This window comes from Campylobacter concisus, assembly GCF_902460545.1.
Classification (GTDB): Bacteria; Campylobacterota; Campylobacteria; order Campylobacterales; family Campylobacteraceae; genus Campylobacter_A; species Campylobacter_A concisus_AE.
This window is the reverse complement of the sequence record NZ_CABPUE010000007.1, coordinates 166,515-192,500: the sequence shown is the minus strand read 5'-3', so window position 1 is coordinate 192,500 and position 25,986 is coordinate 166,515. Positions and strand designations below refer to the sequence as shown.

Annotated in this window: 24 protein-coding genes; 18 read left to right on the top strand and 6 right to left on the bottom strand. The window is 37.3% G+C overall.

Annotation, left to right across the window (positions count from 1 at the left end):
• Positions 1–62: 62 nt before the first annotated feature.
• Complete coding sequence (locus FZ949_RS06210) at positions 63–905, bottom strand: DUF3737 family protein (protein ID WP_103579462.1); 843 nt, start codon at positions 903–905, stop codon at positions 63–65.
• Between the two features lie 118 nt (positions 906–1,023).
• On the opposite strand from FZ949_RS06210, the gene dcd reads away from it, so the two are divergent.
• From dcd to FZ949_RS06155, 11 genes are all read left to right on the top strand, one after another.
• Entirely contained in the window at positions 1,024–1,584 is a 561-nt protein-coding gene (gene dcd, locus FZ949_RS06205; protein WP_021091674.1) for a dCTP deaminase, read from the top strand.
• 198 nt (positions 1,585–1,782) lie between these two features.
• The gene (locus tag FZ949_RS06200; protein ID WP_103579461.1) at positions 1,783–3,744 is read left to right on the top strand and encodes a motility associated factor glycosyltransferase family protein; all 1,962 of its coding nucleotides are present in this window, start codon (positions 1,783–1,785) and stop codon (positions 3,742–3,744) included.
• A gap of 3 nt (positions 3,745–3,747) precedes the next feature.
• A complete protein-coding gene (locus tag FZ949_RS06195; protein WP_103579460.1) occupies positions 3,748–4,935 on the top strand; it encodes a UDP-N-acetylglucosamine 4,6-dehydratase in 1,188 nt (395 codons plus the stop codon).
• Positions 4,922–6,073 carry a LegC family aminotransferase gene (locus FZ949_RS06190; RefSeq protein WP_107709643.1) on the top strand — a complete coding sequence of 384 codons (1,152 nt, stop codon included), beginning with the start codon at positions 4,922–4,924 and terminating at the stop codon, positions 6,071–6,073. The genes FZ949_RS06195 and FZ949_RS06190 overlap by 14 nt, the downstream gene beginning before the upstream one ends.
• Positions 6,074–6,075: 2 nt before the next feature.
• Positions 6,076–6,687: a NeuD/PglB/VioB family sugar acetyltransferase gene (locus tag FZ949_RS06185; RefSeq protein ID WP_148790238.1), complete on the top strand. Its 612-nt coding sequence runs from the start codon at positions 6,076–6,078 to the stop codon at positions 6,685–6,687.
• Between the two features lie 24 nt (positions 6,688–6,711).
• Positions 6,712–7,713: an N-acetylneuraminate synthase gene (gene neuB / locus FZ949_RS06180; protein WP_148790237.1), complete on the top strand. Its 1,002-nt coding sequence runs from the start codon at positions 6,712–6,714 to the stop codon at positions 7,711–7,713.
• Complete coding sequence (gene neuC, locus FZ949_RS06175) at positions 7,710–8,870, top strand: UDP-N-acetylglucosamine 2-epimerase (RefSeq protein ID WP_103579456.1); 1,161 nt, start codon at positions 7,710–7,712, stop codon at positions 8,868–8,870. Before neuB ends, neuC begins: the two co-directional genes overlap by 4 nt.
• On the top strand, positions 8,867–9,913 hold the full coding sequence (locus FZ949_RS06170) for a nucleotidyltransferase family protein (protein ID WP_103579455.1): 1,047 nt from the start codon (positions 8,867–8,869) through the stop codon (positions 9,911–9,913). Before neuC ends, FZ949_RS06170 begins: the two co-directional genes overlap by 4 nt.
• Before the next feature lie 13 nt (positions 9,914–9,926).
• Positions 9,927–10,829, top strand: coding sequence for a Gfo/Idh/MocA family protein (locus FZ949_RS06165; RefSeq protein WP_103579454.1), 903 nt, complete (start codon positions 9,927–9,929; stop codon positions 10,827–10,829).
• Positions 10,822–11,529, top strand: coding sequence for an acylneuraminate cytidylyltransferase family protein (locus FZ949_RS06160; protein WP_103579453.1), 708 nt, complete (start codon positions 10,822–10,824; stop codon positions 11,527–11,529). Before FZ949_RS06165 ends, FZ949_RS06160 begins: the two co-directional genes overlap by 8 nt.
• A complete protein-coding gene (locus FZ949_RS06155; RefSeq protein ID WP_103579452.1) occupies positions 11,516–12,286 on the top strand; it encodes an oxidoreductase in 771 nt (256 codons plus the stop codon). Before FZ949_RS06160 ends, FZ949_RS06155 begins: the two co-directional genes overlap by 14 nt.
• A 264-nt stretch (positions 12,287–12,550) precedes the next feature.
• On the opposite strand, the gene FZ949_RS06150 is transcribed toward FZ949_RS06155, so the two are convergent.
• A complete protein-coding gene (locus FZ949_RS06150; RefSeq protein WP_103577495.1) occupies positions 12,551–14,044 on the bottom strand; it encodes a flagellin B in 1,494 nt (497 codons plus the stop codon).
• 190 nt (positions 14,045–14,234) lie between these two features.
• On the opposite strand from FZ949_RS06150, the gene topA reads away from it, so the two are divergent.
• The 3 genes from topA to crcB all read left to right on the top strand — a co-directional run bounded on the left by topA (position 14,235) and on the right by crcB (position 18,200).
• Positions 14,235–16,349 carry a type I DNA topoisomerase gene (gene topA, locus FZ949_RS06145; protein ID WP_148790236.1) on the top strand — a complete coding sequence of 705 codons (2,115 nt, stop codon included), beginning with the start codon at positions 14,235–14,237 and terminating at the stop codon, positions 16,347–16,349.
• 658 nt (positions 16,350–17,007) lie between these two features.
• Entirely contained in the window at positions 17,008–17,847 is an 840-nt protein-coding gene (locus FZ949_RS06140; protein ID WP_107953067.1) for a biotin synthase, read from the top strand.
• On the top strand, positions 17,847–18,200 hold the full coding sequence (gene crcB / locus FZ949_RS06135) for a fluoride efflux transporter CrcB (RefSeq protein ID WP_107953069.1): 354 nt from the start codon (positions 17,847–17,849) through the stop codon (positions 18,198–18,200). The genes FZ949_RS06140 and crcB overlap by 1 nt, the downstream gene beginning before the upstream one ends.
• Before the next feature lie 320 nt (positions 18,201–18,520).
• Here crcB and FZ949_RS06130 read toward each other — a convergent pair whose 3' ends face one another.
• Positions 18,521–19,003: a hypothetical protein gene (locus FZ949_RS06130; protein WP_103579488.1), complete on the bottom strand. Its 483-nt coding sequence runs from the start codon at positions 19,001–19,003 to the stop codon at positions 18,521–18,523.
• Between the two features lie 117 nt (positions 19,004–19,120).
• Between FZ949_RS06130 and FZ949_RS06125 the strand changes: the two genes are divergently transcribed.
• The 3 genes from FZ949_RS06125 to FZ949_RS06115 are packed head-to-tail and all read left to right on the top strand — an operon-like array spanning position 19,121 to position 22,367.
• Positions 19,121–20,284: a cation:proton antiporter gene (locus tag FZ949_RS06125; protein ID WP_072595383.1), complete on the top strand. Its 1,164-nt coding sequence runs from the start codon at positions 19,121–19,123 to the stop codon at positions 20,282–20,284.
• Between the two features lie 2 nt (positions 20,285–20,286).
• Positions 20,287–21,564, top strand: a complete 1,278-nt coding sequence (locus FZ949_RS06120) for a citrate synthase (RefSeq protein WP_084109619.1) — start codon at positions 20,287–20,289, stop codon at positions 21,562–21,564.
• Positions 21,561–22,367 carry a 3'(2'),5'-bisphosphate nucleotidase CysQ family protein gene (locus FZ949_RS06115; RefSeq protein ID WP_148790235.1) on the top strand — a complete coding sequence of 269 codons (807 nt, stop codon included), beginning with the start codon at positions 21,561–21,563 and terminating at the stop codon, positions 22,365–22,367. The genes FZ949_RS06120 and FZ949_RS06115 overlap by 4 nt, the downstream gene beginning before the upstream one ends.
• Positions 22,368–22,370: 3 nt before the next feature.
• On the opposite strand, the gene FZ949_RS06110 is transcribed toward FZ949_RS06115, so the two are convergent.
• Complete coding sequence (locus FZ949_RS06110; protein WP_262367786.1) at positions 22,371–23,498, bottom strand: methyltransferase regulatory domain-containing protein; 1,128 nt, start codon at positions 23,496–23,498, stop codon at positions 22,371–22,373.
• A gap of 52 nt (positions 23,499–23,550) precedes the next feature.
• Here FZ949_RS06110 and FZ949_RS06105 point away from each other — a divergent pair, with 52 nt between their 5' ends.
• The gene (locus FZ949_RS06105; protein WP_009495786.1) at positions 23,551–24,369 is read left to right on the top strand and encodes a replication initiation protein; all 819 of its coding nucleotides are present in this window, start codon (positions 23,551–23,553) and stop codon (positions 24,367–24,369) included.
• A gap of 133 nt (positions 24,370–24,502) precedes the next feature.
• On the opposite strand, the gene FZ949_RS06100 is transcribed toward FZ949_RS06105, so the two are convergent.
• Both FZ949_RS06100 and FZ949_RS06095 read right to left on the bottom strand, forming a co-directional pair.
• Positions 24,503–25,069 carry a hypothetical protein gene (locus tag FZ949_RS06100; RefSeq protein WP_002950346.1) on the bottom strand — a complete coding sequence of 189 codons (567 nt, stop codon included), beginning with the start codon at positions 25,067–25,069 and terminating at the stop codon, positions 24,503–24,505.
• Positions 25,070–25,223: 154 nt separating this feature from the next.
• Positions 25,224–25,877: an AAA family ATPase gene (locus FZ949_RS06095; protein ID WP_148790234.1), complete on the bottom strand. Its 654-nt coding sequence runs from the start codon at positions 25,875–25,877 to the stop codon at positions 25,224–25,226.
• Between the last annotated feature and the right edge of the window lie 109 nt (positions 25,878–25,986).

The window sequence follows — 25,986 nt, the reverse complement described above, 5'->3', positions numbered from 1 at the left end:
TTAGATAAAAAATTTTTTTATGAAGCAAAAACGAGAACTCAAAGCTACTCTTTTTTGCTAAGTTATTTTTCAGTAATAATTATCTTAATGCCTTTAGTATCAACTAAATTTTCATCGATGATGATCTCATCTATCTTTGCTGCTCTTATTGCGCCACTTTTTGGATTTTTTATACTTTTTATCGCTCCGCTTGTGCTTACATCGACACTTGAGTACTCAAACGCAAGACTTGTATCCATAAAAATGCAATCTTTTACGACCAAATTTTCCACGTAGCAAAGGGCTTGCAAGCTCTTTATCGTGCAGTTTATGAGCGTTACATTTTTTGAGTTCCAAGCCAGATATTCGCCTGAGATTAGACAGTTTTGTGCGGTCACGTTTTCGCAGTTCCAAAATGCATCTTTTGAGATGAGCTTTGAGTTTGTGATATGGACATTTTTACAACCATCAAAGCAGTAGTTTCCGTCTAAATTTAGCCCATCGATCTCTAAATTTTCGCTATTTGCCCCAAAGTAATCGCCCCTGGCAAAGACATTTTTTATCATAACGCCCGTACATCCCCAAAGTGTTTCACTAGCATCTGAAAAATTTATATTTTCTAGCAAAATTTGCGAACTTTTTCTAAAGCTTTTTGGAGCGTTGATGAGCGCGTCCTTGAAGCTTAAATTTGTACTGTACCACATGCCAGCCCTTGCTAGAGGTTCCAAGTATCCGCCATTTAACGTGATACCATTTGCGTACCAAAGTGGGTATTTGTAAGCAAAAACGCACTCATTTAGCTTTAAATTTGAACTATGCTTTAGTGGTGACTCGCCATCTTCAAAGATACAGTTTGTAAAATTTACACTTTTTGCCCCAAACATCGCACGCTCACCAGTAAAAATTTCTGCATTTTTCTCTTGCATTTTTGTCCTTTATTAATTTTTGCTGTTAAAATTATACTAATTTTCATCTAACTTATTCGCTTTATTAAATTTACTTTAAAGACGCAAAGCGTTATAATCGCCCAAAAAAGGAGCAAAAATGGGTTTAAAGTCAGACTCTTGGATAAGAAAAATGTCGGTTGAGAAAAATATGATAGTGCCATTTGCTGAGGAGCAAGTGGGTCGTGGCGTCGTTAGTTACGGCGTTTCTAGCTACGGCTACGATATCCGCGTTGGTGATGAGTTTAAAATTTTCACAAACATCGGTGGAACCGTCGTTGATCCAAAGAATTTTGATGAGAAAAACGTAGTAGATTTTAAGGGCGATGTCTGCATAGTGCCACCAAATTCATTCGCTCTAGCGCGCACGATCGAGTATTTTAACATGCCAGATAACGTGCTAGCCATCTGCCTAGGCAAAAGCACCTACGCTCGCTGCGGTATCATCGTAAACGTCACGCCTTTTGAGCCGGGATTTAAGGGGCACATCACGATCGAGATATCAAATACTACGCCGCTACCGGCTAAAATTTATGCTAATGAAGGCATCGCGCAGGTGCTATTTATCGAGGGTGACGAGCCTTGCGAAGTGACGTATGCTGATAAAAACGGCAAATACCAAGCTCAAGAAGGCATCACGCTACCAAGAATTTTGAAGTAATTTTTATGCCTTTGCGACTTTGCAAAGGCTAATTTTAAACACTGCTTTTATAATTTCCTCTAAACATTAATTAAAATTTGACGAAATAGAAACTAGAAAGATAAAAACTTTTGTAATAAATTTTAAAATTTTGGCATAACTTTTGCTTAAATTTTCAGTGTTTTAATACTATACTTAGCATATTTTTTAAGGATATTCATGTCGGATAAAAAAAAGACAATAGAAAGAAATTTAAGTGGGATAACAAACCCTATTTTTGAAAAAAACCTTCAAGCACTATTTCAACAAGATGAGGTCTTGGCTGCTAGACTTTTTGGTATGAATATACAAACTAAATACGAAATCGTTCTAGATAAAAGTGATCCAATACACATAAACATCATTAATAAAGAATCTAATGAAACAATATATAAAGATCCGGTTGAAGAAATTAGCAAAATGCTTGATGATATAGAAAAAAAATATAAAAGATATCCAGGACTTTTCTTTTATGGCTTAGGAACTGGTATATTTTATAAAGCTTTAGCAAAAAATAAGACTCATAAAAAAATTATTATCATAGAACCAGAACTTGAGATCATACATCTTGTTTTAAATATTATTGATATATCAGATGAGCTTAAAGATGAACAAATTGTTCTTTTTTATTCAGAATTTGCTACATATGTACAGTTTTACTATCTCGTATCGCATAGTGATTTAGATATATATGCTAAAACTTATAGCTTAATAATCCACTCTAACTATTATGATAATTTTGCAGATGACTATATCAAAATAAATAAAGATATAACAAGAGCCTTTTCTCAAAATGTCGTTTCCCATGGAAATAGCATAGATGATCTTCTAATAGGCACAAAACAGCATATCGAGAATCTACCTCATATGCTTACTAATTACTGCTATACAAATTTAGTTAAAAAAAGACATGGTCTTATGGATACAGCGATCATTGTTTCAACAGGGCCAAGCCTAGATAAACAGCTAGAAACACTTAAGAAATTTGCACCTTATGTAAGCATTATAAGTGTCGATGCATCCTATCCAATACTCGCAAGAAATGGCATAAAGCCAGATTATGTAACATCAATTGAACGAATGATACCTACTTCTACATTTTTTGAAAAAAAGCACCCTGGATTTGATGATGATATAAATTTTATTGTAGCTTCAGTCACACACAGCCAAACTGTAAAAAATATATTACCTAGACGTTTAGTGCTTACGATGAGACCTCAACAAGAAGAAAAAATGTTTAGGCTAAACAAATATGGATATCTTGGTGTCGGACATAGTTGTGCAAATATGGCTTACCAGCTAGCGTATGTCTTAGGGCATAAAAATATTATTTTTATAGGTCAAGATCTTGCTTTTGGTAAAGATGGTGCAAGTCATGCCAAAGGTCACACTATTGCTCAGCCTGACGAAAATTTATATACTATTGCCTATGGTGGCGAAGGAGAAGTAAGAACAACTTATGTATGGATGCTATTTAAAAATCAATTTGAAAATGATATCGAGCAAGCTAAATTAGAAGATATAAAATCATATAACTGCACTGAAGGTGGAGCTAGAATAAATGGTGCCATAGAGAAACCTTTTTTAGAAGTTATTAATGAGCTTTGCAAAGGTAAAAAAGTTAAAAAATTACCAAATATCAAAAAAGATAGCAATAAAGTAGCTAACAAAAATTTACTAAAAGCCTATGAAATAATACAAAACAAAATAAGAGTTCAAACACAAGCTAAAGAAAAAATAGAAAAAGTATTTTTAGAACTAACACCAAAAATTGATAATTTTATGCTTTTAAGAGACAAGGGCGAAATAAACACAAAACATTTTAAAGAGCTTGTAGGAATATCGAATAAGATAGATAAGCTTAAAAGCCGTATCTCTCATAAAAAATATATGAGATATATAGAAAATATCTTTGTTATCTCAACTTATCACCAAGAATTAGAGCTTGCCAAAGTATCAGTAGCTCCGAGCGATACAGACGAAGAAAAAACTAATAAACTAGTTGAGTGGATAGAATTTCATAAATACTGGTTATTTTCAGCGGCTGGCGGCATAAATGCAGATATAGAAACAACAAAAGAAGCCTCAAAACCTCTTATAAAAGAGCTTAAAAAACGTGGCATCTTTCCAAAAAAAGACTAAAGCATGGATATATTAAGCTTAATAGGACGCACCAAGAATCTCTTTGAAGATGATATAAATGCGCTTGGTAAAAATTTAAAAGAGATAGTTTCAAGTTCGAGCTTTCTAGTTATTGGTGGGGCTGGCTCGATAGGCTCCGCCGTGACAAAAGAGATATTCATAAGAGATCCAAAAAAACTCTACGTCGTTGATATCTCTGAAAACAATCTTGTTGAGCTAGTGCGTGACATAAGAAGTGAGTTTGGATATATAAACGGCGACTTTAAAACTTTTGCCATAGATGTTGCAAGTGCCGAATTTGATGCACTTTTGGCACGAAGTGATGGATTTGACTACGTGCTAAATTTATCAGCACTAAAGCATGTTAGAAGCGAAAAAGATCCGTTTACACTCATGAGAATGCTTGAAACAAACATCTTTAATACCGACAAAACGCTAGCTCAAGCTTTTGATATGAAGTCAAAAAAATATTTCTGCGTCAGCACCGACAAGGCAGCAAACCCTGTAAATTTAATGGGAGCTAGCAAGCGCATCATGGAGATGTTTGCGTTTAGGCACTCTTTAAATATCGACGTCTCAATGGCTAGGTTTGCAAACGTGGCATTTAGCGACGGCTCACTTCTTTTTGGATTTCAAAAGCGCATAGAAAAATTTCAGCCTATAGTTGCCCCAAACGACGTCAGGCGCTACTTCCTAACGCCAAAAGAGAGCGGCGAGCTTTGTCTTTTAAGTACCATTTTTGGTGAAAATAGAGATATATTTTTCCCAAAACTAGATGAAAATTTAGACCTTATAACATTTAGCGATATAGCCAAGCGCTACTTGGCTAATTTAGGATACGAGCCATTTTTGTGTGAAAATGAGGAGGAGGCCAGAAAGCTTGCAAAAGAGCTTCCAAAAGATGGCTTTTACCCTTGCCTTTTTACGCCTAGCGACACGACTGGAGAGAAGGACTACGAGGAGTTTTTCGTTGACGGCGAGAGACTTGACATGCAAAGGCTTCAAAATATCGGTATCGTCAAAAATGATGCAAATTTTGACAGCAAAAAGCTAGAAATTTTTAAAAACAATATTTTAAATTTAAAATCAAGCTTGACATGGAGCAAAGAGGACATTTTGCGCGAAGTTTTCGAACTTATACCGAATTTTATGCATAAAGAAACAGGAAAATATCTCGATGAGAAAATGTGATTTTGACGAGGTTTTGAACTTTATAAAAAGCACCTTTGGCAAGGACAAAGTCCCACTTCACGAGCCTAAATTTATAGGCAACGAGAAAAAATATCTGCTTGAATGCATCGACTCTAGCTTTGTCTCAAGTGTCGGTAAATTTGTAGATGAGTTTGAAAGCAAGCTAGCTCAAATGGTAGGAGCAAAATTTGCAGTTGCTACGACAAATGGCACCTCTGCACTTCATATCTGCCTAAAGTTGGCCGGCGTAGAACAAAACGACGAAGTGATCACACAGCCAGTTACCTTTATAGCCACTTGCAACGCCATTAGCTACCTTTTTGCAAAGCCAGTTTTTGTGGATGTTGACCTTGACACACTTGGTATGTCGCCAACGTCACTTAGTGCGTTTTTGGAGAAAAACTGCGAGCTAAAAGGCGGCAAATGTGTAAATAAAACTAGCGGCAGGATAGTGCGTGCCTGCGTGCCTATGCACACTTTTGGACTGCCTTGCAAGATAGTTGAGATAGCTGAAATTTGCAAGCGTTGGAATATCGTTTTGGTAGAAGATAGCGCCGAGAGCCTTGGCAGCTACTACAAAGGCACTCATACGGGGAATTTTGGTAAGCTTGCAGCGATGAGCTTTAATGGCAATAAGATCGTCACAAGTGGAGGTGGTGGAGCTATCATCACAAACGACGAGGAGATAGCAAAGCACGCTAAATTTATCACCACAACAGCCAAGGTGCCACATCCTTTTGAATATCGTCACAGCGAGATCGGCTACAACTACCGCTTACCAAATTTAAATGCGGCCCTACTTGTAGCGCAGCTTGAAAATTTGGAACTTTTTTTAAAGAGCAAACGCAAACTAGCGATGATCTATAAAGAGTATTTTTCTAAATTTGATGATGTGAAATTTATAGATGAGCCAGCGGACGCTAGGTCAAATTTTTGGCTAAATGCGGTGCTATTTGATAGTCACAAAAAAAGAGATGAGTTTTTAAAATTTAGTAATGAAAATGGCGTTTTTACCCGTCCTATCTGGCAACTCATGAATGAGCTTGATATGTTTAAGGAGTGCCAAAGAGACGAGCTAAAAAATGCTAAATTTTTAAGCGACAGGATAGTAAATATCCCAAGTAGCGCAAGAGTTTAGCCATGCAAGATATAGTTTTAGTAGGTGGTGGTGGGCACTGCAAAAGTGTGATAGATGTCATTGAGAGTGAAGCTAAATTTAATATAATTGGTATTATAGATGCGGCAGAAAATATTGGCAAAAAGGTGCTTAGTTATGAGATCATCGGTGGCGATGATGATCTGACTGAGATTTTTAAATCATGCAAAAATGCTGTAGTGACGGTTGGTCAGATAAAAAGTAGTGAGCCTAGAAAAAGGCTATTTGGACTACTAAAAGAGATAGGTTTTGATCTTCCATCTATTATCTCTCCGCTTGCGTATATCTCAAAGCATGCAAGTGTGGGTGAAGGAACGATTGTGATGCATCATGCTTTGATTAACGCAGGTGCAAGTGTCGGCAAAAACTGCATCATAAACACAAAAGCGCTTATAGAACATGACGCAACTATCGGCAATCATTGCCATATCTCAACAGCAAGTGTGGTAAATGGCGGCGTTGTTGTGCAAGATGGGACATTCTTTGGTAGCAATGTAACTAGCAAGGAATATATCGTGATAGGTGAAAATTCTATCATAGGTGGCGGAACTAGCGTGATGAGAAGCTTGGAGCAAAACGCTTTTATAAAGGTATAAAACTAGAATTTTAAAGGAATTTTGATGTCAAATATGGTTTTTATCATAGCTGAGGCTGGGGTTAATCACAATGGCGATATAAATTTAGCCAAAAAACTGATCGATGCAGCAGCCAGAGCTGGCGCTAATGCAGTGAAATTTCAAACCTTTAAAGCTCAAAATCTTGTTTTAAAAAACGCACAAAAAGCTAACTATCAAAAACAAACTACTGATAAAAATGAAAGCCAGTTTGAGATGATAAAAAAGCTTGAACTAGATGAGAACACGCACAAAGAGCTTATAGCCTACTGCAAGCAAAAAAATATCACTTTCCTCTCAACTCCTTTTGATAGCGATAGCATAAAGCTTCTTGATGAGTTGGGGCTTAGCACATTTAAGATCCCAAGTGGCGAGATAACAAATTTACCTTATCTTAGGCAGATAGGTGGTCTTAATAAAAAGATCATTCTCTCAACTGGCATGGCAAATTTAGGTGAGGTGGAATCCGCGATAGAAATACTTGTAAAAAACGGCACGAAACGTGAAAACATAAGTCTTCTTCATGCAAATACGCAGTATCCAACGCCGATGGAGGATGTAAATTTAAAGGCGATGATAACTCTTAAAAATGCCTTTGGGCTTGAGGTCGGATATAGCGATCATACGCTTGGCATCGAGGTTGATATCGCAGCGGTTGCTATGGGTGCAAAGATCATAGAAAAGCACTTTACGCTTGATAAGAGCATGCCAGGACCTGATCATAAGGCTAGCCTTGAGCCAGATGAGCTAGCGGCCATGGTTGGAGCCATAAGAAATATCGAGCTAGCACTTGGAAATGGACTTAAGCGCTTTAGCAAAAGTGAGAGCGAAAATATAAAAATAGCTAGAAAGTCGATCGTAGCAAAGTGTGATATAAAAAAAGGCGAAATTTTTAGCGAACAAAATATCTGTGTAAAACGCCCGGGAGATGGCATAAATCCTATGAGATGGGATGAGGTAATTGGGCAAATTTCACAAAAAGATTATAAACAAGATGATCTGATATGAGAAAAATTTGTGTAGTAACAAGCACTAGAGCAGAGTATGGCTTGCTTTACTGGCTTTTAAAAGAAATAAAAGCGGATAGCGAACTAGAGCTTCAAATAATTGCCACCGGCATGCATCTAAGTCCTGAGTTTGGACTCACATACAAAGAGATCGAAAAAGAATTCAAGATAGATAAAAAGATAGAAATTTTAGACTATTCGCACTCAAAGCTTGATATATGCACTGAGATGGCAAAGGTTTATGAGAAATTTGCCCCAGCTTTTAGCGAACTTAAGCCAGATATATTGGTACTTCTTGGAGATAGATACGAGATATTTGGCGTAGCAGGCGTGGCTAGCATCATGCAGCTCCCAATAGCACACATACATGGCGGAGAAACTACCCAAGGGGCATTTGACGAGGCCTTTAGACATAGCATAACAAAGATGAGCCATATTCATTTTGCAGCTACAAGAGAGTATGCAAACCGCATAATCCAGCTAGGAGAAGAGCCTAGCAGAGTTTTTAATGTAGGTGGGCCTGGAATTGAAAATATAAAAAAGCTAAATTTACTAAATAAAGATGAGTTTGAAAAATCAATAAATTTCAAGCTTGCTAAAAAAAATATACTAATTACATTTCATCCGGTAACGCTTGAAAATAGCAGTGCAAAAAAGCAATTTAGCGAGCTTTTAAAAGCAATAGATGAGTTAAAAGATACAAATTTTATCTTTACAAAAGCAAATAGCGACATAGATGGTGATGTGATAAATAAAATGATAGATGAGTATATTAGTAAAAATTCACAAAAAGCTGTGGCGTTTGCTTCACTTGGGCAGCTGAGATATCTAAGTGCGATAAAATTTGTTGATATAGTCCTAGGGAATAGCTCGAGTGGCCTTTCAGAAGTTCCGAGCTTTAAAAAAGCAACCATAAATATAGGCGATAGACAAAAAGGACGCACAAGGGCTAGCGGTGTGATAGACGTTAGGCCTGCTAAAGAAGAAATTTTAGCTGCTATCAAAAGGGTATATTCAAAAGAATTTGAGCAAGTTTTAAAAAATACTATCAATCCATATGATGGTGGTAATTCAAGTAAAAAAATGGTTAAAATTTTAAAAGAGATCGAGCTTGATGATATTTTGAAAAAGAAATTTTATGATATAGGTTTAAAATGAGAATAGTAAACGATATAAAGCTAAGTATAAATTCAACAATAAAAGACGCCCTGCAAACAATCAATAATGGCGGACTCCAAATAGCTATTGTCGTGGATGAAAACGATAGCCTTGTAGGTACAGTAACGGATGGGGATATTAGGCGTGGACTATTAAATGGTCTTGATCTAAATAGCAACATAGATCTCATAGTACACAAGAGTCCAAGTACTGCAAATGTTGGCGACACAAAAGAGTCAATACTAAAAATAGCCCTTGCTAAAAAGCTTCATAAAATCCCACTAATAGATGAACTTGGAAAGCTAGTTGGCATAGAAGATATCGAAGACATTATAAAACCAGCAAGCAAAACAAACAAAGTCATTTTAATGGTAGGGGGCCTTGGTACTAGACTTAGACCACTTACGCAAGATACTCCAAAGCCAATGTTAAAGGTCGGAAACAAGCCGATACTTCAAACGATAGTTGAGAAATTTGCAGAGTATGGCTTTGTAAACATCACGATGTGTGTAAATTTTAATGCCAGCATCATTAGAGACTATTTTAGCGACGGAAAAGAATTTGGAGTAAACATCGACTATATTTTAGAGCAAAAAAGAATGGGTACGGCAGGTGCATTAAGCCTACTTAAAGAGCGACCAAACGAACCATTTTTTGTAATGAACGGCGATCTTCTTACAAATGTAAATTTCGAACATATTTTTAACTACCACACGCTAAATAAAGCGACAGCTACAATGTGTGTAAGAGAGTATGACTACGAAGTGCCTTATGGCGTTGTAAAAATGAATGACAACAAGATAGTAGAGATCTCAGAAAAACCGGTGCAGAAATTTTTCGTAAGTGCTGGGATATATATGCTTTCACCTGAAATTTTAGATCTAATACCACAAAATGAGTTTTATGATATGCCAACTCTTTTTGAAAAAGCGATAAGCAAAGGAAAAAACGTCATCTCGTTTCCTATACATGAGTACTGGATCGATATAGGTCGCTTAGAAGAGTATCAAAAAGCAAATGAAGAATATGCAAAAATATTTTGATTGGATATTTTAAATGAAAGCTCTTATCTTAGGCTATGGTTCGATTGGTAAAAGGCATTGCGAAGTATTGGAAGCTTTACCGCAGATAGATGAGATCTGCCTCGTCACTAGCCAAGATATAGTTGGAAAAACTTGTTACAAAAGTTTAGAAGAAGTCTCAAATTTAAACAAGTTTGACTACTTTGTCATAGCAACTCCCACATTTTTACACCTGCAAAATTTAAAATTTCTAGACAAGAAAGTAAAAGATAAAATAATACTTTGTGAAAAGCCTTTGTTTGAGAAATTTTACGATTTTACACCAAAAAACAATAAAATTTTTGTAGGCTACGTGCTTAGATTTCATCCACTTTTACAAAAACTAAAAGAGCTTTTGGAGAGTGAAAAAATTTTGTACATAAATGCTAGTTGTGGACAGTATCTACCAAGCTGGAGGAATGAAGACTATACAAAATGTTATAGTGCTAGCAAAGAAAAAGGCGGTGGGGTTTTGCTAGACCTTAGTCATGAATTAGACTATACCATGTGGCTGTGTGGCAAATTTAAGAGTATAAAAAGCTTTCAAGATAAAATCTCAAATTTGCAGATAACAAGCGATGATTTATGTTTAATCTTTGGCAAAACAGATAATAATGTAGTAGCCAATATAAGCATTGATTATCTAAGCCATATGACGCATAGAAACGTGCGAGTGGAGTGCGAAGGCTCCACTTATGAGCTTAATTTCATAAAAGGTACTCTCATAAAACAAGATATCAATAGGCAAATTTTTAACATGCCAAATTTGGCAAGAAATGAGATGTTTTTAGCTATGCATAAAGATGTCTTGGGTGAGCAAAGATACGTTTGTGGCTTTATCGAAGGACAAGATACTATGGGCGTAATAGATCAAATTCAAAGGCAAAATAATGAGTAATGTTTTATGTACGATATGTGCGAGAGGCGGTAGCAAGGGTGTAAAAGGAAAAAATGTGCGTGAGCTTTGTGGAAAACCACTTATCGCTTACACCATAGAGCAGGCCAGAGAGTCAAATTTATTTGAACATATAGTAATTAGTACTGATAGCGATTTGATCGCAGAAACAGCAGTAAAATATGGTGCAGAAGTCTTTTTTAAAAGAGATGCTGCTATGGCCAGCGATACAGCTGGAAAGCTTGATGTGATAAAAGATGCTTTTTTAAAAAGTGAACAACATTATGCACAAAGATTTGATTACGAGATCGATCTTGATGCAACAGCTCCACTTCGTGATGTAAGCGATATCATAAACGCTTACAAGCAGTTTTTAAGCGATGAAAATGACAATCTAATAACTGCAATGCCAAGCAGAAGAAGCCCGTACTTTAACTTGGTTGAAATTTATCCTGATGGACATGTGGGGCTTGCAAAAACTTTAGCAAAAGCCATTGCAAGACGACAAGATGCACCAAAGACTTATGATATGAACGCTTCTATCTATATCTGGAAACGTGAAGCCTTGCTAAATAACGATACATTATTTTTGCCAAAAACCGGACTTTATGTGATGAGTGAGGACAGATCAATCGATATAGATTGTGAACTGGATTTTAAATTTGTAGAGTTTTTAATGAAGGAAAAAAATGCTAACAGATAAAGTCATATTAGTAACAGGAGGAGCTGGTAGGATAGGAAGTGCTTTCATAAGAGCCATCACTAGTCAAAACGGAGTTGGAGTAATAGCAGAAGTCGACACAAAAAGAGCAAATTTACTAAAAGATGAGATAAAAACCTCAAACAAAGACGCAAAAATCGAAGTTTTACAAATTGACATCGGTGACGTAAATTCTGTTAATGAAGCCATAAATTTCTTACACTCAAAATATGGCCACATAGATGCACTGGTAAATAATGCCTATCCAAAAAATAAAAATTACGGTAAGAAATTTTTTGAGATAGATATGAATGATTTCAATGCCTTCTTAAATTTACACCTTGGCGGATACTTTAATATCTCGCAAAATTTTATAAAATACTTTTTAGAGCAAGGTCACGGTAATATCATAAATATCTCATCTATACAAGGCATCGGAGCTCCTGCTTTTGAGACCTACGAGGGAACAAACATGCACTCTCCAGTCGAATACACAGTAGTAAAACATGGTCTTCTTGGCATGACAAAATACATGGCAAAGATGTTTAAAAAAGACAATATCCGCGTAAACGCTATAAGTCCTGGAGGAATTTTAGACGGGCAGTCTGAGCCATTTTTAAGCCAGTATAAAAAAAGATGTGGCATGAAAGGAATGCTCAATGCAAATGATATTTGCGGTGCTTTAATCTATTTACTAAGCGATGTATCAAAATATGTAAATGGTCAAAACATCGTAGTTGATGATGGATTTAGTTTATAATTTAAAGCCTTAGTTTATTGCTAAGGCTTTAAGCAGCAAATTTAGCATAAGTGTTTTAAAGTCTCATATACAAAGTTTAATATATTTTATTAATTGCAAAAGTATAAAGCCCCAAAGTTAGAACTTTGGGGCGTGGGTTTGCGTATTGTAAAAGCATTAACACTCTTAAGGCTTTGTTACTACAACAAAGCCTCTATCTAAAACCTTAATGAAACTATTGTAGAAGCTTCATTACGTTTTCGAGGAAACTTCACTCAGCTCCTACTATTGTAGAAGCTTCATTACGTTTTGTTGTACGCTGTTTGCTTGACTCATAGCATAAGCACCTGATTGAGCTAGGATGTTATGTTTTGAGAAGTTAGCAGACTCGCTAGCAAAATCAACATCTCTGATTTGAGATTCTGCTGATTTTACGTTAACTTGAGTTACAGTGATGTTATTAACTGTAGCTTGAAGTTGGTTTTGAACTGAACCAAGGTCTGAACGAACTTGATCAAGTGTTTTTTGAGCAGACTCAGCGATACTCATAACAGCCATCGCACCACGAAGTGTCATAACACCAGCAGATTGAGCTACTGATAAAGCTTTACTCATTCTTTGGAAGCCCATAGCAGTTGCTAGGGTTTTATCTATTTGGCCTCTTATGTCTCTTAGAGATACTGATTGTTGAGCACCACCATCAGCAGAGAATGCTATTGACAATTTAGTAGCACCACCACCTTCTAGTTTAATATCTCTACCATCAAGACGAACCAAATTTAGTCTTCCAACAAAGCCTTTTGTTAAATTGTTACCTTTTCCGCCAAGTCCTTTCTCAATGTCTGTACCAGTTGCAACTATAGCACGACCATCACGGCTTGTTAGTACCATTTTACCTGTTTCAGCATCAACAGAAGCTTCAACACCAGTTTGATCTTTTACAGAGTTGATAGCATTTACTAGTGCACCGTTTGCATCATTTGCTTTAACCTCTAGGTCGCCAATTTTAACGCCGTTGATTGTTAAAGATTTAATTAGACCACCAGCAATAGCAACACTAGCTTTCCAAGTAACATCAGCTGTCGCTCTAACACCAGTTTTATCAGCAACTTTATTAATATTCTCAGCTAGAGCACCAAGTCCTTTACCTATACCTGTTGAAATAGTAGCAGCTGTAACGCCAACATCATTTACACCATCAACGTTTAAGAATTTAAGCTTTACTTCACCCATAGCAGTAAGTAATTTTGAACTCTCAAAACGTGTAAGGCCGATCTTATCAGATGTAGTCGCACCAATACTTGCTTTAACAGTTTGGTTTGAGTAAGCACCTATTTGGAATTCTTTATTAGAGAATGTTCCGTTTAGTAGTTGCTGACCGTTAAATGAAGTAGTGTTACCGATATTGTCAAGCTCTTCCATTAGACGAACGATATCAGCTTGCAATGCTTGGCGTGATTGAGTTGTTTGGCCGTCTTGAGCTGATTGAGTAGCTTTTGTCTTGATAGTATCAAGAATTTTTAGCTGCTCGTCCATAGCTTTATCGGCAACTTGAATGATACCAATAGCATCATTACCGTTTGCAATAGCTTGACCTAAAGCTGAAGCTTGACTTCTTAAGCTATCTGCAATAGATAGACCTGAAGCATCGTCTGCAGCTGTTTGAATCCTAAGACCTGAGCTAAGTTTGTTAAGTGACTTAGATAGGTCAGTGTTGTTGCTAACTGCGTTAGCGTGTGTGTTAAGTGCGTTTACGTTTGTGTTAATACGAAAACTCATTGTAAATCCTTTTAATTTTTTAGTTACGACTTCTTGTCGCACAAAAACTATATCGTGAAATTTTTTAAAAACTTTATAGGTATGAATGAAAAATTTTAAAAGAATGAAGATGGATTTGATTTTTATGTCTTGATACTTTAAAAATTATTTTTGCTACAATTACGCCAAAAAAATCAAAGGCTATATATAAATGAAAAGCTTAATCATTGTGGAATCTCCCGCAAAAGCAAAGACTATCAAAAATTTCTTAGATAAAAGCTACAACGTCATCGCCTCAAAAGGCCACATCAGAGACCTGCCAAAAACAAGCTTTGGTATCAAGATAGAAGATGATAAATTTACCCCAGAATACCGCGTCAGCAGCGATCACTCCGCCATCGTAAAAGAGATAAAAGAGCTTGCCAAGGGCGCAGATGAAATTTACCTCGCAACCGATGAGGATAGAGAGGGTGAGGCGATCGCGTTTCACATCGCAAACGCTATCGGCAAGGAGCCAACCAGCTTGCCTCGCATCGTCTTTCACGAGATCACCAAAAGCGCCATACAAAACGCTCTAAAAAGCCCAAGGCACGTCGATATGAACAGCGTCAATGCCCAGCAAACAAGGCGTTTACTTGACCGCATCGTTGGCTACAAGCTAAGCCCACTTTTAAATTTAAAGATACAAAAAGGCTTAAGCGCTGGACGTGTGCAAAGTGCGGCACTAAAGATAATAGTCGACCGTGAGCGTGAAATACAGGCATTTAAGCCAGTTGAATACTACACTATCGACACCGTTTTTAAAAAAGATCTAGACGCCGAGCTAGTTAAATTTGAAAATCAAAAGATCGAAAAGCTCACTATCCAAAATCCAGACCGCGCAAAATACATCATTGAAAATTTACAAAATGAGAAATTTAGCGTCCGCGAGATCGAGAGCAAGGATAGAAAGATCCAGCCAAGCCCGCCATTTATGACCTCAACCCTTCAGCAAAGTGCGAGCAACCGCCTTGGCTTTAGTCCTAAAAAGACGATGATGATCGCGCAAAGCCTCTATGAGGGCGTGCAAACAAACGAGGGCTTCATGGGTGCGATCACTTACATGAGAACTGATAGCTTAAATTTAGCCAAAGAGGCCGTCGCAGCCGCTAGAGAGCATATCCTGCAAAACTACGGCAAAGAGTATCTGCCAGCCAAAGCGATAAGCTACACAACAAGCTCAAAAGGTGCGCAAGAAGCCCACGAAGCGATCCGCCCTACAAATTTAAACTTCACACCGCAAATCGCGGCTAAATTTTTAGAAAAAGACGCGCTCAAACTCTACACGCTCATCTACAATAGATTTTTAGCTTGCCAAATGAGCGCATGTGTGAGCCAAACGCAAAACGTCTATGTCGCAAGCGAAAAAGGCGAGTTTAAGATAAGTGGCAGAAAGGTGCTATTTGACGGCTTTTACAAGGTTTATGGCGAGCTTGATAAGGATAAAATTTTGCCAAATTTAAAAAAGGGCGACGAGATGAGTTTGCAAAGCATAAAAAGCACGCAAAACTTCACCGAGCCGCCAGCTAGGTACTCTGAGGCTGGCCTTGTTAAAAAGCTAGAAAGCCTAGGCATCGGCCGCCCAAGCACCTACGCACCGACCATCTCGCTACTAACATCAAGAGACTACGTGAGGATCGAGAAAAAACAGCTCATACCAAACGAGATCGCATTTAGCATGATAGGCGTTTTGGAGGAGCACTTTAGCAACATCGTCGATAGCGAATTTACCTCACATCTTGAAGAAAAGCTCGATGAGATCGCACTTGACAAAGCTGACTGGCAAAAGGTGCTAAGCGACTTTTACTATCCATTTATGGAAAAAATCAGCGCTGGCAAAACTGGCATAAAAAGCCTAAAAACAGCTACTCCAATCGGAGAGAAGTGCCCAGATTGCGGAAGCGAGCTATTGCTTAGAAAAGGTAGATACGGAGAATTTATCGCTTGTTCAAATTTTCCAAAATGCAAATACTCAAGAAATGTCGCAAAAGATAGCGAAAAGAGTACCGAGCTGGGTGTGACAACGGTAGCCAAGCCAAAACGCGAGCTTAAAAAGCTTGACGTGCCATGTCCAAAATGCGGCGGCGAGATCGTCGAGAGATTTAGTAGACGCGGTAAATTTTATGGTTGTGCCAACTATCCAAAGTGCGACTTCATTTCAAGCTATGAGCCAGTAGTTCAAAAGTGTGACGAGTGTGGCGGAGATATGATCAAAAAAGAGCTTAAAAAAGGCACATTTATAGAGTGCACAAAGTGTAAGAAAAAGACCCTTATCTCTGAAAACTAAAAATTTCTAGCCAAATCTGAGCCCTTGCAGCCTAAATTTGGCTTTTATAAATTTGGGCTTTAAATGTCTGACACCACCGCTAAGCTTAGCCAGCATAAAGGGCAAAAACCTCGTCATCAACTATACTCAGTTAGAAGGTAGCTTCACATCGTAGCACCCACTTTTTGGACTTTTTGATGAGCTTAGCGCTTTGCTAAATTTAAAAAACTGGTCTTTTAAGAGAAAGCGGGAATTTATAAGAAAAAGTAATGTCATAAAATTTAAGCTTTTCGCATAGTTTTTAATAAATTTATATCTTGGAGCAAATTTTAAAATTTCACTCGCAAGAATTGACTGCTAAAATTTGGATTCGCTTATAGCTTAACTCAAATTTTAGAGCCGAAATTACTCGTTCTTGAAATTTTAAAATTTACTTGACACTTGCCATATATACGAACGCATGCAGTGCAAAATCGCTATCACATGCACTTCTAACGTGCAAAGAGCTTAGATGATTAAAGGGGATAAGGGGACGGCTTACGCAATTCGAGCCCCTTTATCCTCCTTCGAATAAAAATAAATTTATACATTTCATCAAACTATTTTTGTAAATTCATAAATCACCCTACTTAAATTTTAAACCTACCAAAGCTATAATACGCCCCAAAAAGGATGAAAAATGAAAACAATTATGCTCTGTGCGATATGCTCAGTCACTCAAGGAAACTGCGCCGAGGACTGCGCTTATTGCACGCAAAGTGCCAAAGCTGGTGCCGATATCTCAAAATTTAAAGAAAAAAGTGTGCAACAGGTGGTGGACGAAGCCAAAATGGCTTATAAAAACCACGCTCTTGGCTTTTGTTTAGTCACAAGTGGTGCTAGACTGAACGACAAAAAGACCGACTATATCGCATCTTTAGCAAGAGCCGTGAGTAAAGAAGTGCCAAATTTGATGCTCATCGCATGTAACGGCATGGCGACTTACGAGCAGCTTAGCGAGCTTAAAAAAGCTGGCGTTTTTAGCTACAACCACAACCTTGAAACAAGCCGAGAATTTTTCCCAAAAATTTGTAAAACACACACTTGGGATGAGAGATATCAGACAAATTTAGATGCAAAAAGAGCTGGGCTTATGCTTTGTACTGGTGGTATTTACGGCGTTGGCGAGAGTGAGGCTGATAGGGTGAGCTTTAGAGCTAGCCTAAAAGAGCTTGAGCCATTTTCATCGCCGATAAATTTTTTCATAAAAAATGAATCTCTAAGTCTTGATCTGCCCCCTCTTAGTGTGGATGAAGCCCTAAAGATTGTACGTGACACCAAAAGCGCTCTTCCAGAAACTAGAGTCATGATAGCTGGTGGCAGAGAGAAAATTTTAGGCGATAGACAATACGAGATCTTTGAAAATGGCGCCGATGCGATCGTGATAGGTGACTATCTCACCGCAAAAGGTGAGAAAGCTAGCAAGGATATCGAGGAGCTTACAAAGCGTGGTTTTAGCTTCGCTAGTATCTGTCACTAATGCTTGCAAATTTGCTTTTCGCAGGGTTTGGAGGCTTTATCGGGGCTGGATGCAGGTTTTTAGCTGGCGAGCTGCTAAAATTTAGCCACTTTCCGCTAGCCACGCTTGGCGTAAACGTATTTGGTAGCTTCATTATCGGCGTTTTGTTTTGCTTAAATTTAAGCCAAAGCGTGAGAGTATTTTTGGTTGTTGGCATACTTGGTGGCTTTACAACATTTTCAAGCTTTAGCCTTGATAGTGTGAAATTTTTACTAGAAGGCGAGCTGGTAAAAGGCTTTTTAAATATCTTTTTAAACCTTGTTTTTTGCCTACTTGCAAGCTATCTTGGTATTTTACTTGGCAAGAGTTTATGAGAGTTTGCAAATTTAATAGAGTTTAAATTTTGCTAGATTTTCTTAATCGCATGCAGTGCTTTAGCACCATTGCATGCGCTTTGAACGTGCGAGGGGATTGGGGGATTTAAAAAGGGGGATAAGGGGATGGCTTCGTGTCTACCATGCAGTTGCGAGCTTGCAAAGCAAAATTCAAGCCCCTTTGCCCCCTTTTTTTTAAGTAAATTTCATCAATCTATGTGCAAATTTTAAATTTCATTCACTCACAAGAATTGGCTAGTAAAATTTGATGAAATTTAACAAAACCGTATGTAGCGCAAAATACCGCCACATCCACCTTTCTACCTAGCTTCTACCTTTGGCATCTGAAGCATAAAATTTCTAGCCTCACTTAAAAGTACAGGCTTAAGCCCATCTACTAGAGTTTTTGGATCATAAATTCTCTCATATGAAAGTATTAAGACTCCATCATTTCTAAGTAAAAAGTGGATTATTTCTATATTTTTACTGCTAGTTTCATCTTTTATGAGAGCTAAAATTTGATCATTCTCTTCACTATAAAGCACCTCTTTAGCCTCTTTTATCTTCTTTTTTAGCTCAGCAAGCATACTTTCACTTTTTATATTTTTGTCAAATTTCACTCTAAAGCCTACAAAATGCTCATCAAAATTTTCATTTTTTAAAAAGTAAAAGCTCTCATCTTTGGCTATATTTTTCTTATAAAAAACGCTTCCATCAAATTTAAAACTTTGAACCAAACTTAGCTCGTCTGCAAAGCCAAAAATTCCAAAAAACATCAAGGCAAAAAATAGAAATTTATGCATAAATTTGCACTCCAAATTTTTAAAAATTTGTTGCCATTTTGCCCAAAAATCGCTTAGCTTAATCAAAAAATAACAAAGCTTTTTATACAATCAAACATTTTTATTTTAAGGATCTTTTTGCAGTTACATCAAGCTAGCGAGCTTAGTATTCTTGTCGTTTTGGCATTTATCGTCTTTGCTTCGCCTTATATTTCTAAAATTTTACGCATTCCTGTCGCTCCTGCTGAGATAATACTTGGAGCACTGGCTAGCTACATCGGGCTTGTCGGCGAAAATGAGATGTTTAAGCTAATTAGCGAAGTTGGCTTTTTCTTTTTGATGTTTCTAGCCGGCATGGAGATCGATCTTAGAATGCTTATAAACATTGACCGCAAAATTTTGCGCCTAGGACTTATCTATCTTGCGCTCATCTACTCGCTAGCAACTGCACTTACGTTTAGTTTTGATCTTAGTTTGCTTTATATTATCATTATCCCGATAATGGCCGTTGGCATGATATTTACGCTATTTAAAGAGTATGGCAGAGATGTGAAATGGCTAAATTTAAGCATGCTTATTGCAACTATTGGCGAGCTTATAAGCATTACGCTTTTGACATTTATAGCAGCCTATTTGCAGTTTGGAGCTAGTATAAATTTATGGCTAACGATTGGCTATTTGATCTTATTTTTAGCTATCAGCGTGCTTAGCTTTAAAATTTTAGATGTGCTTTTTTGGTGGTATCCGGGGCTTAAAGTGATCCTTATGCCACACTATGACAAGGATGAAAAAGATATTAGATTAAGCATTGCTGTATTTTTTTCGATGATTGCACTTATGCTTTATTTAAATTTAGAGGTCGCCTTTGGCGCGTTTATCGCGGGTATGTTTATAGCGACATTTTTTGATCATAAAAAGGACTTACCGCACAAGCTTTCAAGCTTTGGATTTGGTTTTTTGGTGCCGATATTTTTTATACACATAGGCTCAACTTTCAAGCTCTCAAGCCTAAGCTCAAATGAAGTGATAAAAGATGCTATTTTTATATTTTGTGCGATGCTTGCCACAAGGCTTTTTTCAAGTGTGTTATTTGTAGGGAAATTAGGATTTAAGGGGATATTTTTGTTTTCTCTCTCACAATCCATGCCACTAACACTTCTAGTAGCAGTTGCTACTATCGCACACAGATCAGGTGAGATAAGTGACTATTCTTACTCATCTTTTATCCTAGCAAGCCTAGCTCAAGCTATAATAGGAACAATAATTATAAAATTTCTAATGCAATCAAGAAGTAAGGAGTAAAAATGTCATCAAATACAGCTACGCTAACTGATAACAGAACCGGCAAGAGTTACGAGTTTCCTATACTAAAAGGCACTATGGGGCCTGATGTGATAGACATCTCGACATTTTTTAGTGATACTGGAATGTTTACTTTTGACAGAGGTTATACTTCAACTGCGATGTGTCGCTCAGCGATAACTTATATAGACGGCTTAAAAGGCGAACTAATGTATAGAGGTTATGATATCGCGTATTTGGCCGAAAATAAGACATTTTTAGACGTGGCATATTTACTCTTAAACAAAGAGCTTCCAACAAATGATCAGTATATAAATTTTAAAACCGAGCTTAAAAAAAGAAGCTTTATACATGAGGGCATGATGAAGCTATTTGACGCATTTCCAGATAAAGCGCACCCTATGGCGATCTTGCAAGCAGCGGTATCAGCGCTAAGTGCATTTTACTCAGATCACCTAAATATGGATAAACCTGAAGAGTATCACGAGATGGCTATGCGTATAATCGCTAAAATTCCAACGATCGCAGCCTTTAGCTACCGCTACTCACGCGGACTTCCTATCATATATCCAAATTTAGATCGTGGCTTTACTGAAAATTTCCTCTACATGATGAGGGGTTATCCATACGAGCACGTCGATCTTAAGCCTATCGAGATAAAAGCACTTGATACGGTCTTTATGCTCCACGCTGACCACGAGCAAAATGCTTCAACAACGACTGTTAGAACCGTTGGCTCAACGCACGCGCACCCATACGCATGTATAAGTGCAGGTATTGGAGCGCTTTGGGGCTGGGCTCATGGCGGCGCAAACGAGGGCGTTATACGTCAGCTTGAAGAGATAGGCTCAGTCGCAAATGTCGATAGATACATCGCTAGAGCAAAGGATAAAAACGATCCATTTAGGCTAATGGGCTTTGGTCACAGAGTCTATAAAAATTTTGATCCTCGCGCAAAAGTGCTCAAAAAAATGAGAGATCAGCTTATGGATGAGATAGGCATCAACTCAGAGCTTATCAAGATTGCAAACCGCATCGAAGAGATCGCACTAAATGATGACTACTTTGTGAGCAGAAATTTATATCCAAACGTTGATTTTCACTCAGGGCTCATCCTAAAAGCGCTTGGCATACCAAATAATATGTTTGCCGTCATCTTTGTCATCGGCAGGACTCCAGGCTGGATCAGCCAGTGGATCGAGCTAAAAGAGCAAGATACGATAAAGATCGTCCGCCCAAGACAGCTTTATGTTGGAGAGACAAACAGAACACCAAAATGAGTGAGCTTCTAAATTTAGCCATCAAAGCAGCCGTTAATGCTGGAGCGCAAATAATGAAATTTTACTCCGCTAATAATACGGCTCTTAAAGTCTGCCTAAAAGATGACAGCTCACCACTAACTAGCGCTGATCTAGCTGCAAATGAAGTAATACTAAAAGAGCTAAGCAAAAGCGGGATAAAAATTTGCTCTGAAGAGAGTATCTTGCAAGAAAGCGGCAAAGATGAGTTTTGGCTCGTAGATCCTCTTGATGGTACGAAAGAATTTCTAGCTAGAAATGGCGAATTTTGCGTTTGCATAGCACTTATAAAAAAAGCTAGACCGGTGCTTGGCGTGATATTTATCCCAATTAGTAAAGAGCTTTTTTATGCTGATGAAAATGGCGCTTTTAAAGAAATTTTAGGTGACAATGATGAAATCATAAAGAGAGTTGATCTAAACAAAAAAGATAAAAATTTAGACAATCTAATCTTTTCAAGCAGAAGAGGCGATGCCAAAGAGATAGAATTTATAGGACAGAGCTTAAATTTTGAGCAAAGGTGCATCGGCTCAGCCATAAAATTTTGCCGTTTGGTTGAATTTGGCGGAGCTTATTTGAGATTTGCCCCAAGCTACCTTTGGGACAATGCAGCAGGAGAAGCGCTCGTAAATTTTTGTGGCGGAAAAGTATTTGACGCTAATAGCGGCAAAGAGATGAGCTACGAGCTTGCTAATTTAAAAAGTCCATTTTTCATAGCTCTCTCAAAAAACACACTAAATCTAAAAGATAAAATCACACAACTATATAAACAAAGTAAAATTTAAACCTTAAATTTCTTCTAGTAGATAAAGCATACTAACTATTTTTACTGTACCTATCACGTAGTTCATTATATTTGCTGCGACTTTATCTTTTTTAAGTACTTTCCCATCTATATCCAATATATTCTCGTTGCTTTCTTTGATAAATTTCAAAGCCTTTGCGGCTACTTCTTCTAAACTATTTTTACCGTCAAGTAGTAAAAGTATGTAATAATCGACGGTATTAAATTTCCCTAAAACGCTAAATTTATTAGCAAAAGCAACATCAGCGTTATTTTTATGATTTAAAAAATACTTTACATAGTTTGTTAAATTTACGCTAAGTCTTGAGTATCCGGGTTTATACTCGATATTTTTTTGCTCATCTTTTAAGATCATTGCATCAGATGAGTTTGTTAAAATTCTTACAAAGGCGCTATAAACCATGAGTTTATCTTCTGGTAAAATTTCTAAAATCTGAGAAAGGTTTATGCTAGCTGGATACATCTTATAAAAGACCTCACAAAGCCATGATATGTCTTGTGGCATAACGGAGCAACTGTCTTGCCACTTATTGCCTTTCTTTGTAAAATTTGCTACAACGTGAATTTTATTAATGTCGCCTGGGCCTATTTGCTTATTGGCTATGCCCTCGTAAGTTTTGTTATGGACTATTAGGCTTTGTCTGAAGACCTTATTGCTAACTATGTCCATAAACTGTTCCAAATCGATCCTATCTTTAAATTTATTGTTTTTGTATTCATCTACTGTGGCTATGCCAATATCTGGAACAAAGATATCATCAAGCGTATATTCACAAAGATAAGCAAGCTCATTTCTGGTGAGCATGGTATTAAAATCCTTGAAATAAAATGGATTATTTGTATCTTCCAAAAACTCATGAGCTATGTAAAAATCATCTTTTGAAAGTATCTCATCTATCCAAAACAACAGCATTCTTGTAGGCATTTTATTTTCATAAGTTATATTATCTTTACTAAGCAAATATTCTTTATAGATTAAAAGTGCTTCCTTGGCTGCTTTTAGCTTATCTTGCATGCTCTCTTTATCTTTTGTGGCAAGTAGCATTATATCTCTTACGATGTCTTTTACTTTCCAGCCAGGATAAACATTATAAATTTTAAGTCGCAACACATTAAATTTACTCTATTATAGCAGTTAAATCTTTAAACTGCGAGGTATAGACATGAGTGAAATTTCTTTCTATTTTGAGGAAGGTGATTTCGTGTTAAAAGCCAGTAGAGTTGTTAAAGCCGAAAAGAGCGGCACGCTTGTCTTTCGAAACAAAATGAACTCTGTGTTGTTCCCGGTTAATTTCACGGCTAGGGATTATGATATTTTCTTTACGATCTGCTGGTATGCAAAGCAGATGGGCTATGTTGAAAATGCCAAATTTATTGAAATGCCTTACTCTGAAATTTGTAGATTTATGCCGTCCGGCCTGAATAAAACCAGATTTAACGATGAAGTAAAGAATTTTAGAGCCAAAGTTCTAGGGCAAGACGGCGCTGCCATCTATAGGAGCGTCGAAATTACCGAAGATGATGAAATAACTACCGTAGGCGTATTTTTTACGGATATTCGGATTTTTAGAAATAAGCAATCATTAAGTTTTAGATTAAACCCGGTTGCTCTTGAGATTTTATTCAGTACCCTTAAATTTATGAAAATAGATTTAAACGACTTTGTTGCGATTAAGGGCAAATTTGCCAAGACTTTATATCGACTCCTGCATCAATACGAAAACGTAAAAGCCGATAAAGACGGCTTTAAGTGTGTAAATTTTAATAGAGACGACTTTGAAAGATTTATGAGCGCGCCGGCCAAATATAACGCTTCCGATTTGGATCGCTTTGTAATTAATCCGTCTATAAACGAATTAAATGAAAGCTATTTCAAAAAACTTCTTTTTGAGAAAAGAATAGCTGACGGCAATAAAAAAGCGGTGGTCGGCTACTCGTTCAAATTTATTTTGAATGAAAAAACGGAAAGAATAGGGGCTTAAAACTGCGCCTCTTGTCGCTTTGGGTGCATAACCCTATCGCTTTGATCCTCATCGTCGCTTACAGGGCTTCTATGGACTTAAAATTATCTTAAAACAACGCATTCCCGGTACAAATAAATTGCCGGGTTCTGCGCTATCCTCTTATTCTCATAGCGATGTATTCGTCCGTATCTAGGTCGTAGTTGTTCGCTTCGGCTTTAAACTGCATCAGTTCGTCAAAGGTAAAAATATCCTTTAGCTCGTATGTGGCTAAAATTTTAACGTCTGAATACGTCAGGATGCTTACTTCTAGGCTCTCTGCGATCTGCCTTATTTTCTCTTTCTTGGAATCACTTACGAATACGATATAATTTTTTATATGCTGCACGTCCTTTGGATCGTTTGGCTGCGGCGCCTCGATAAGCCCCATTTTGAACCGCACAAACTCGCTCATGCTGGTGTTGAACCATTTGGCCTGATCATAAATTGTTATCAGCACATCGTCTTTTATATGCGGTATCGGCGTCGTTAGGGCGAGCTCTATAAATTTGGCCAGCGTATACGTCGGATATTTTTTTCGTATTTTTACGGCCAGTTCCTTTGAGAATTTCGTCCCTATCGCCACTTTGCTTTTTTTTGCCGGCGCTTCTTTTTGCGTATCCGCCCCAGCTATAAATTCCTCTAGCTTGTCCGTAGAGTTGCTTGCTCTTTTAAAGTCCATTTTCTTCCCTTTTATTTTTTAAAATTCTAATCTCTTAATCTTAATAAAAAATAAAATATTAAAAATTAAGATAGCATTATTTTTAATTTTTCGCAAAACTAAAAATAATAAATTTCCTAAATTTATACTAAAAAAACGATAAAATGCTCATTTTTCACCCTTTTAAAAATATCTCTTCGCATAAGTTTTTGATTTCTTGCTCCGCCTTGTTGCCGTCATTCATCTCGACTACGCCATAGCCTAGTTGCGTGGCTATTTTGTAGCGCTCGCGCTCAAATATGATCGTGCCCGCTAGCCTTATGTAATCCTCTTGAAGCTCCTCGATAAATGCTTTCAGGCTGTCAATTTTCTTGTATAAAAACGGGTTGGTTGAGGCTCGGTTTATTACGATATAGGCTTGCAGCTTTTCGTTTTGCTCTTTGGCCATTTTTACGATATTGACCATTTTATCTAGAACGCTTACGTCAAACTGGCTTGGAATGGTCGGGATTATCACGATGTCGCTTAGAGCGATGGCTATTCGCATCTCTCTGCTATCTCGACCGCCCGTGTCTACGACTATGTCTTTATCGCGATCTACGTTTTGCAGAAATTCTTTTAAATTTTCGCCGTATTTGTAAGCAAAATCAAATGCTTTTGGATGCCCCTCTTCGTTTCGTATATTTAAAAACGTGGCGATCGACTTTTGCGGGTCGGTATCCAGCAGCAAAAGTGACTCGCCTTTTACAATGCCTTGATTTATGGCTATGTTCGTGGCAAGCGTACTTTTTCCGCTACCGCCTTTTTCGTTGCAGATCGATACTATCATCATCTCTCCTTTGCGTAAAAATTTAAAATGATTATATCGCCTTAAACTTAATAAATAATAAAATATATATTGTTAAAATAATATCTTATAAAATATAATAAAAAATATA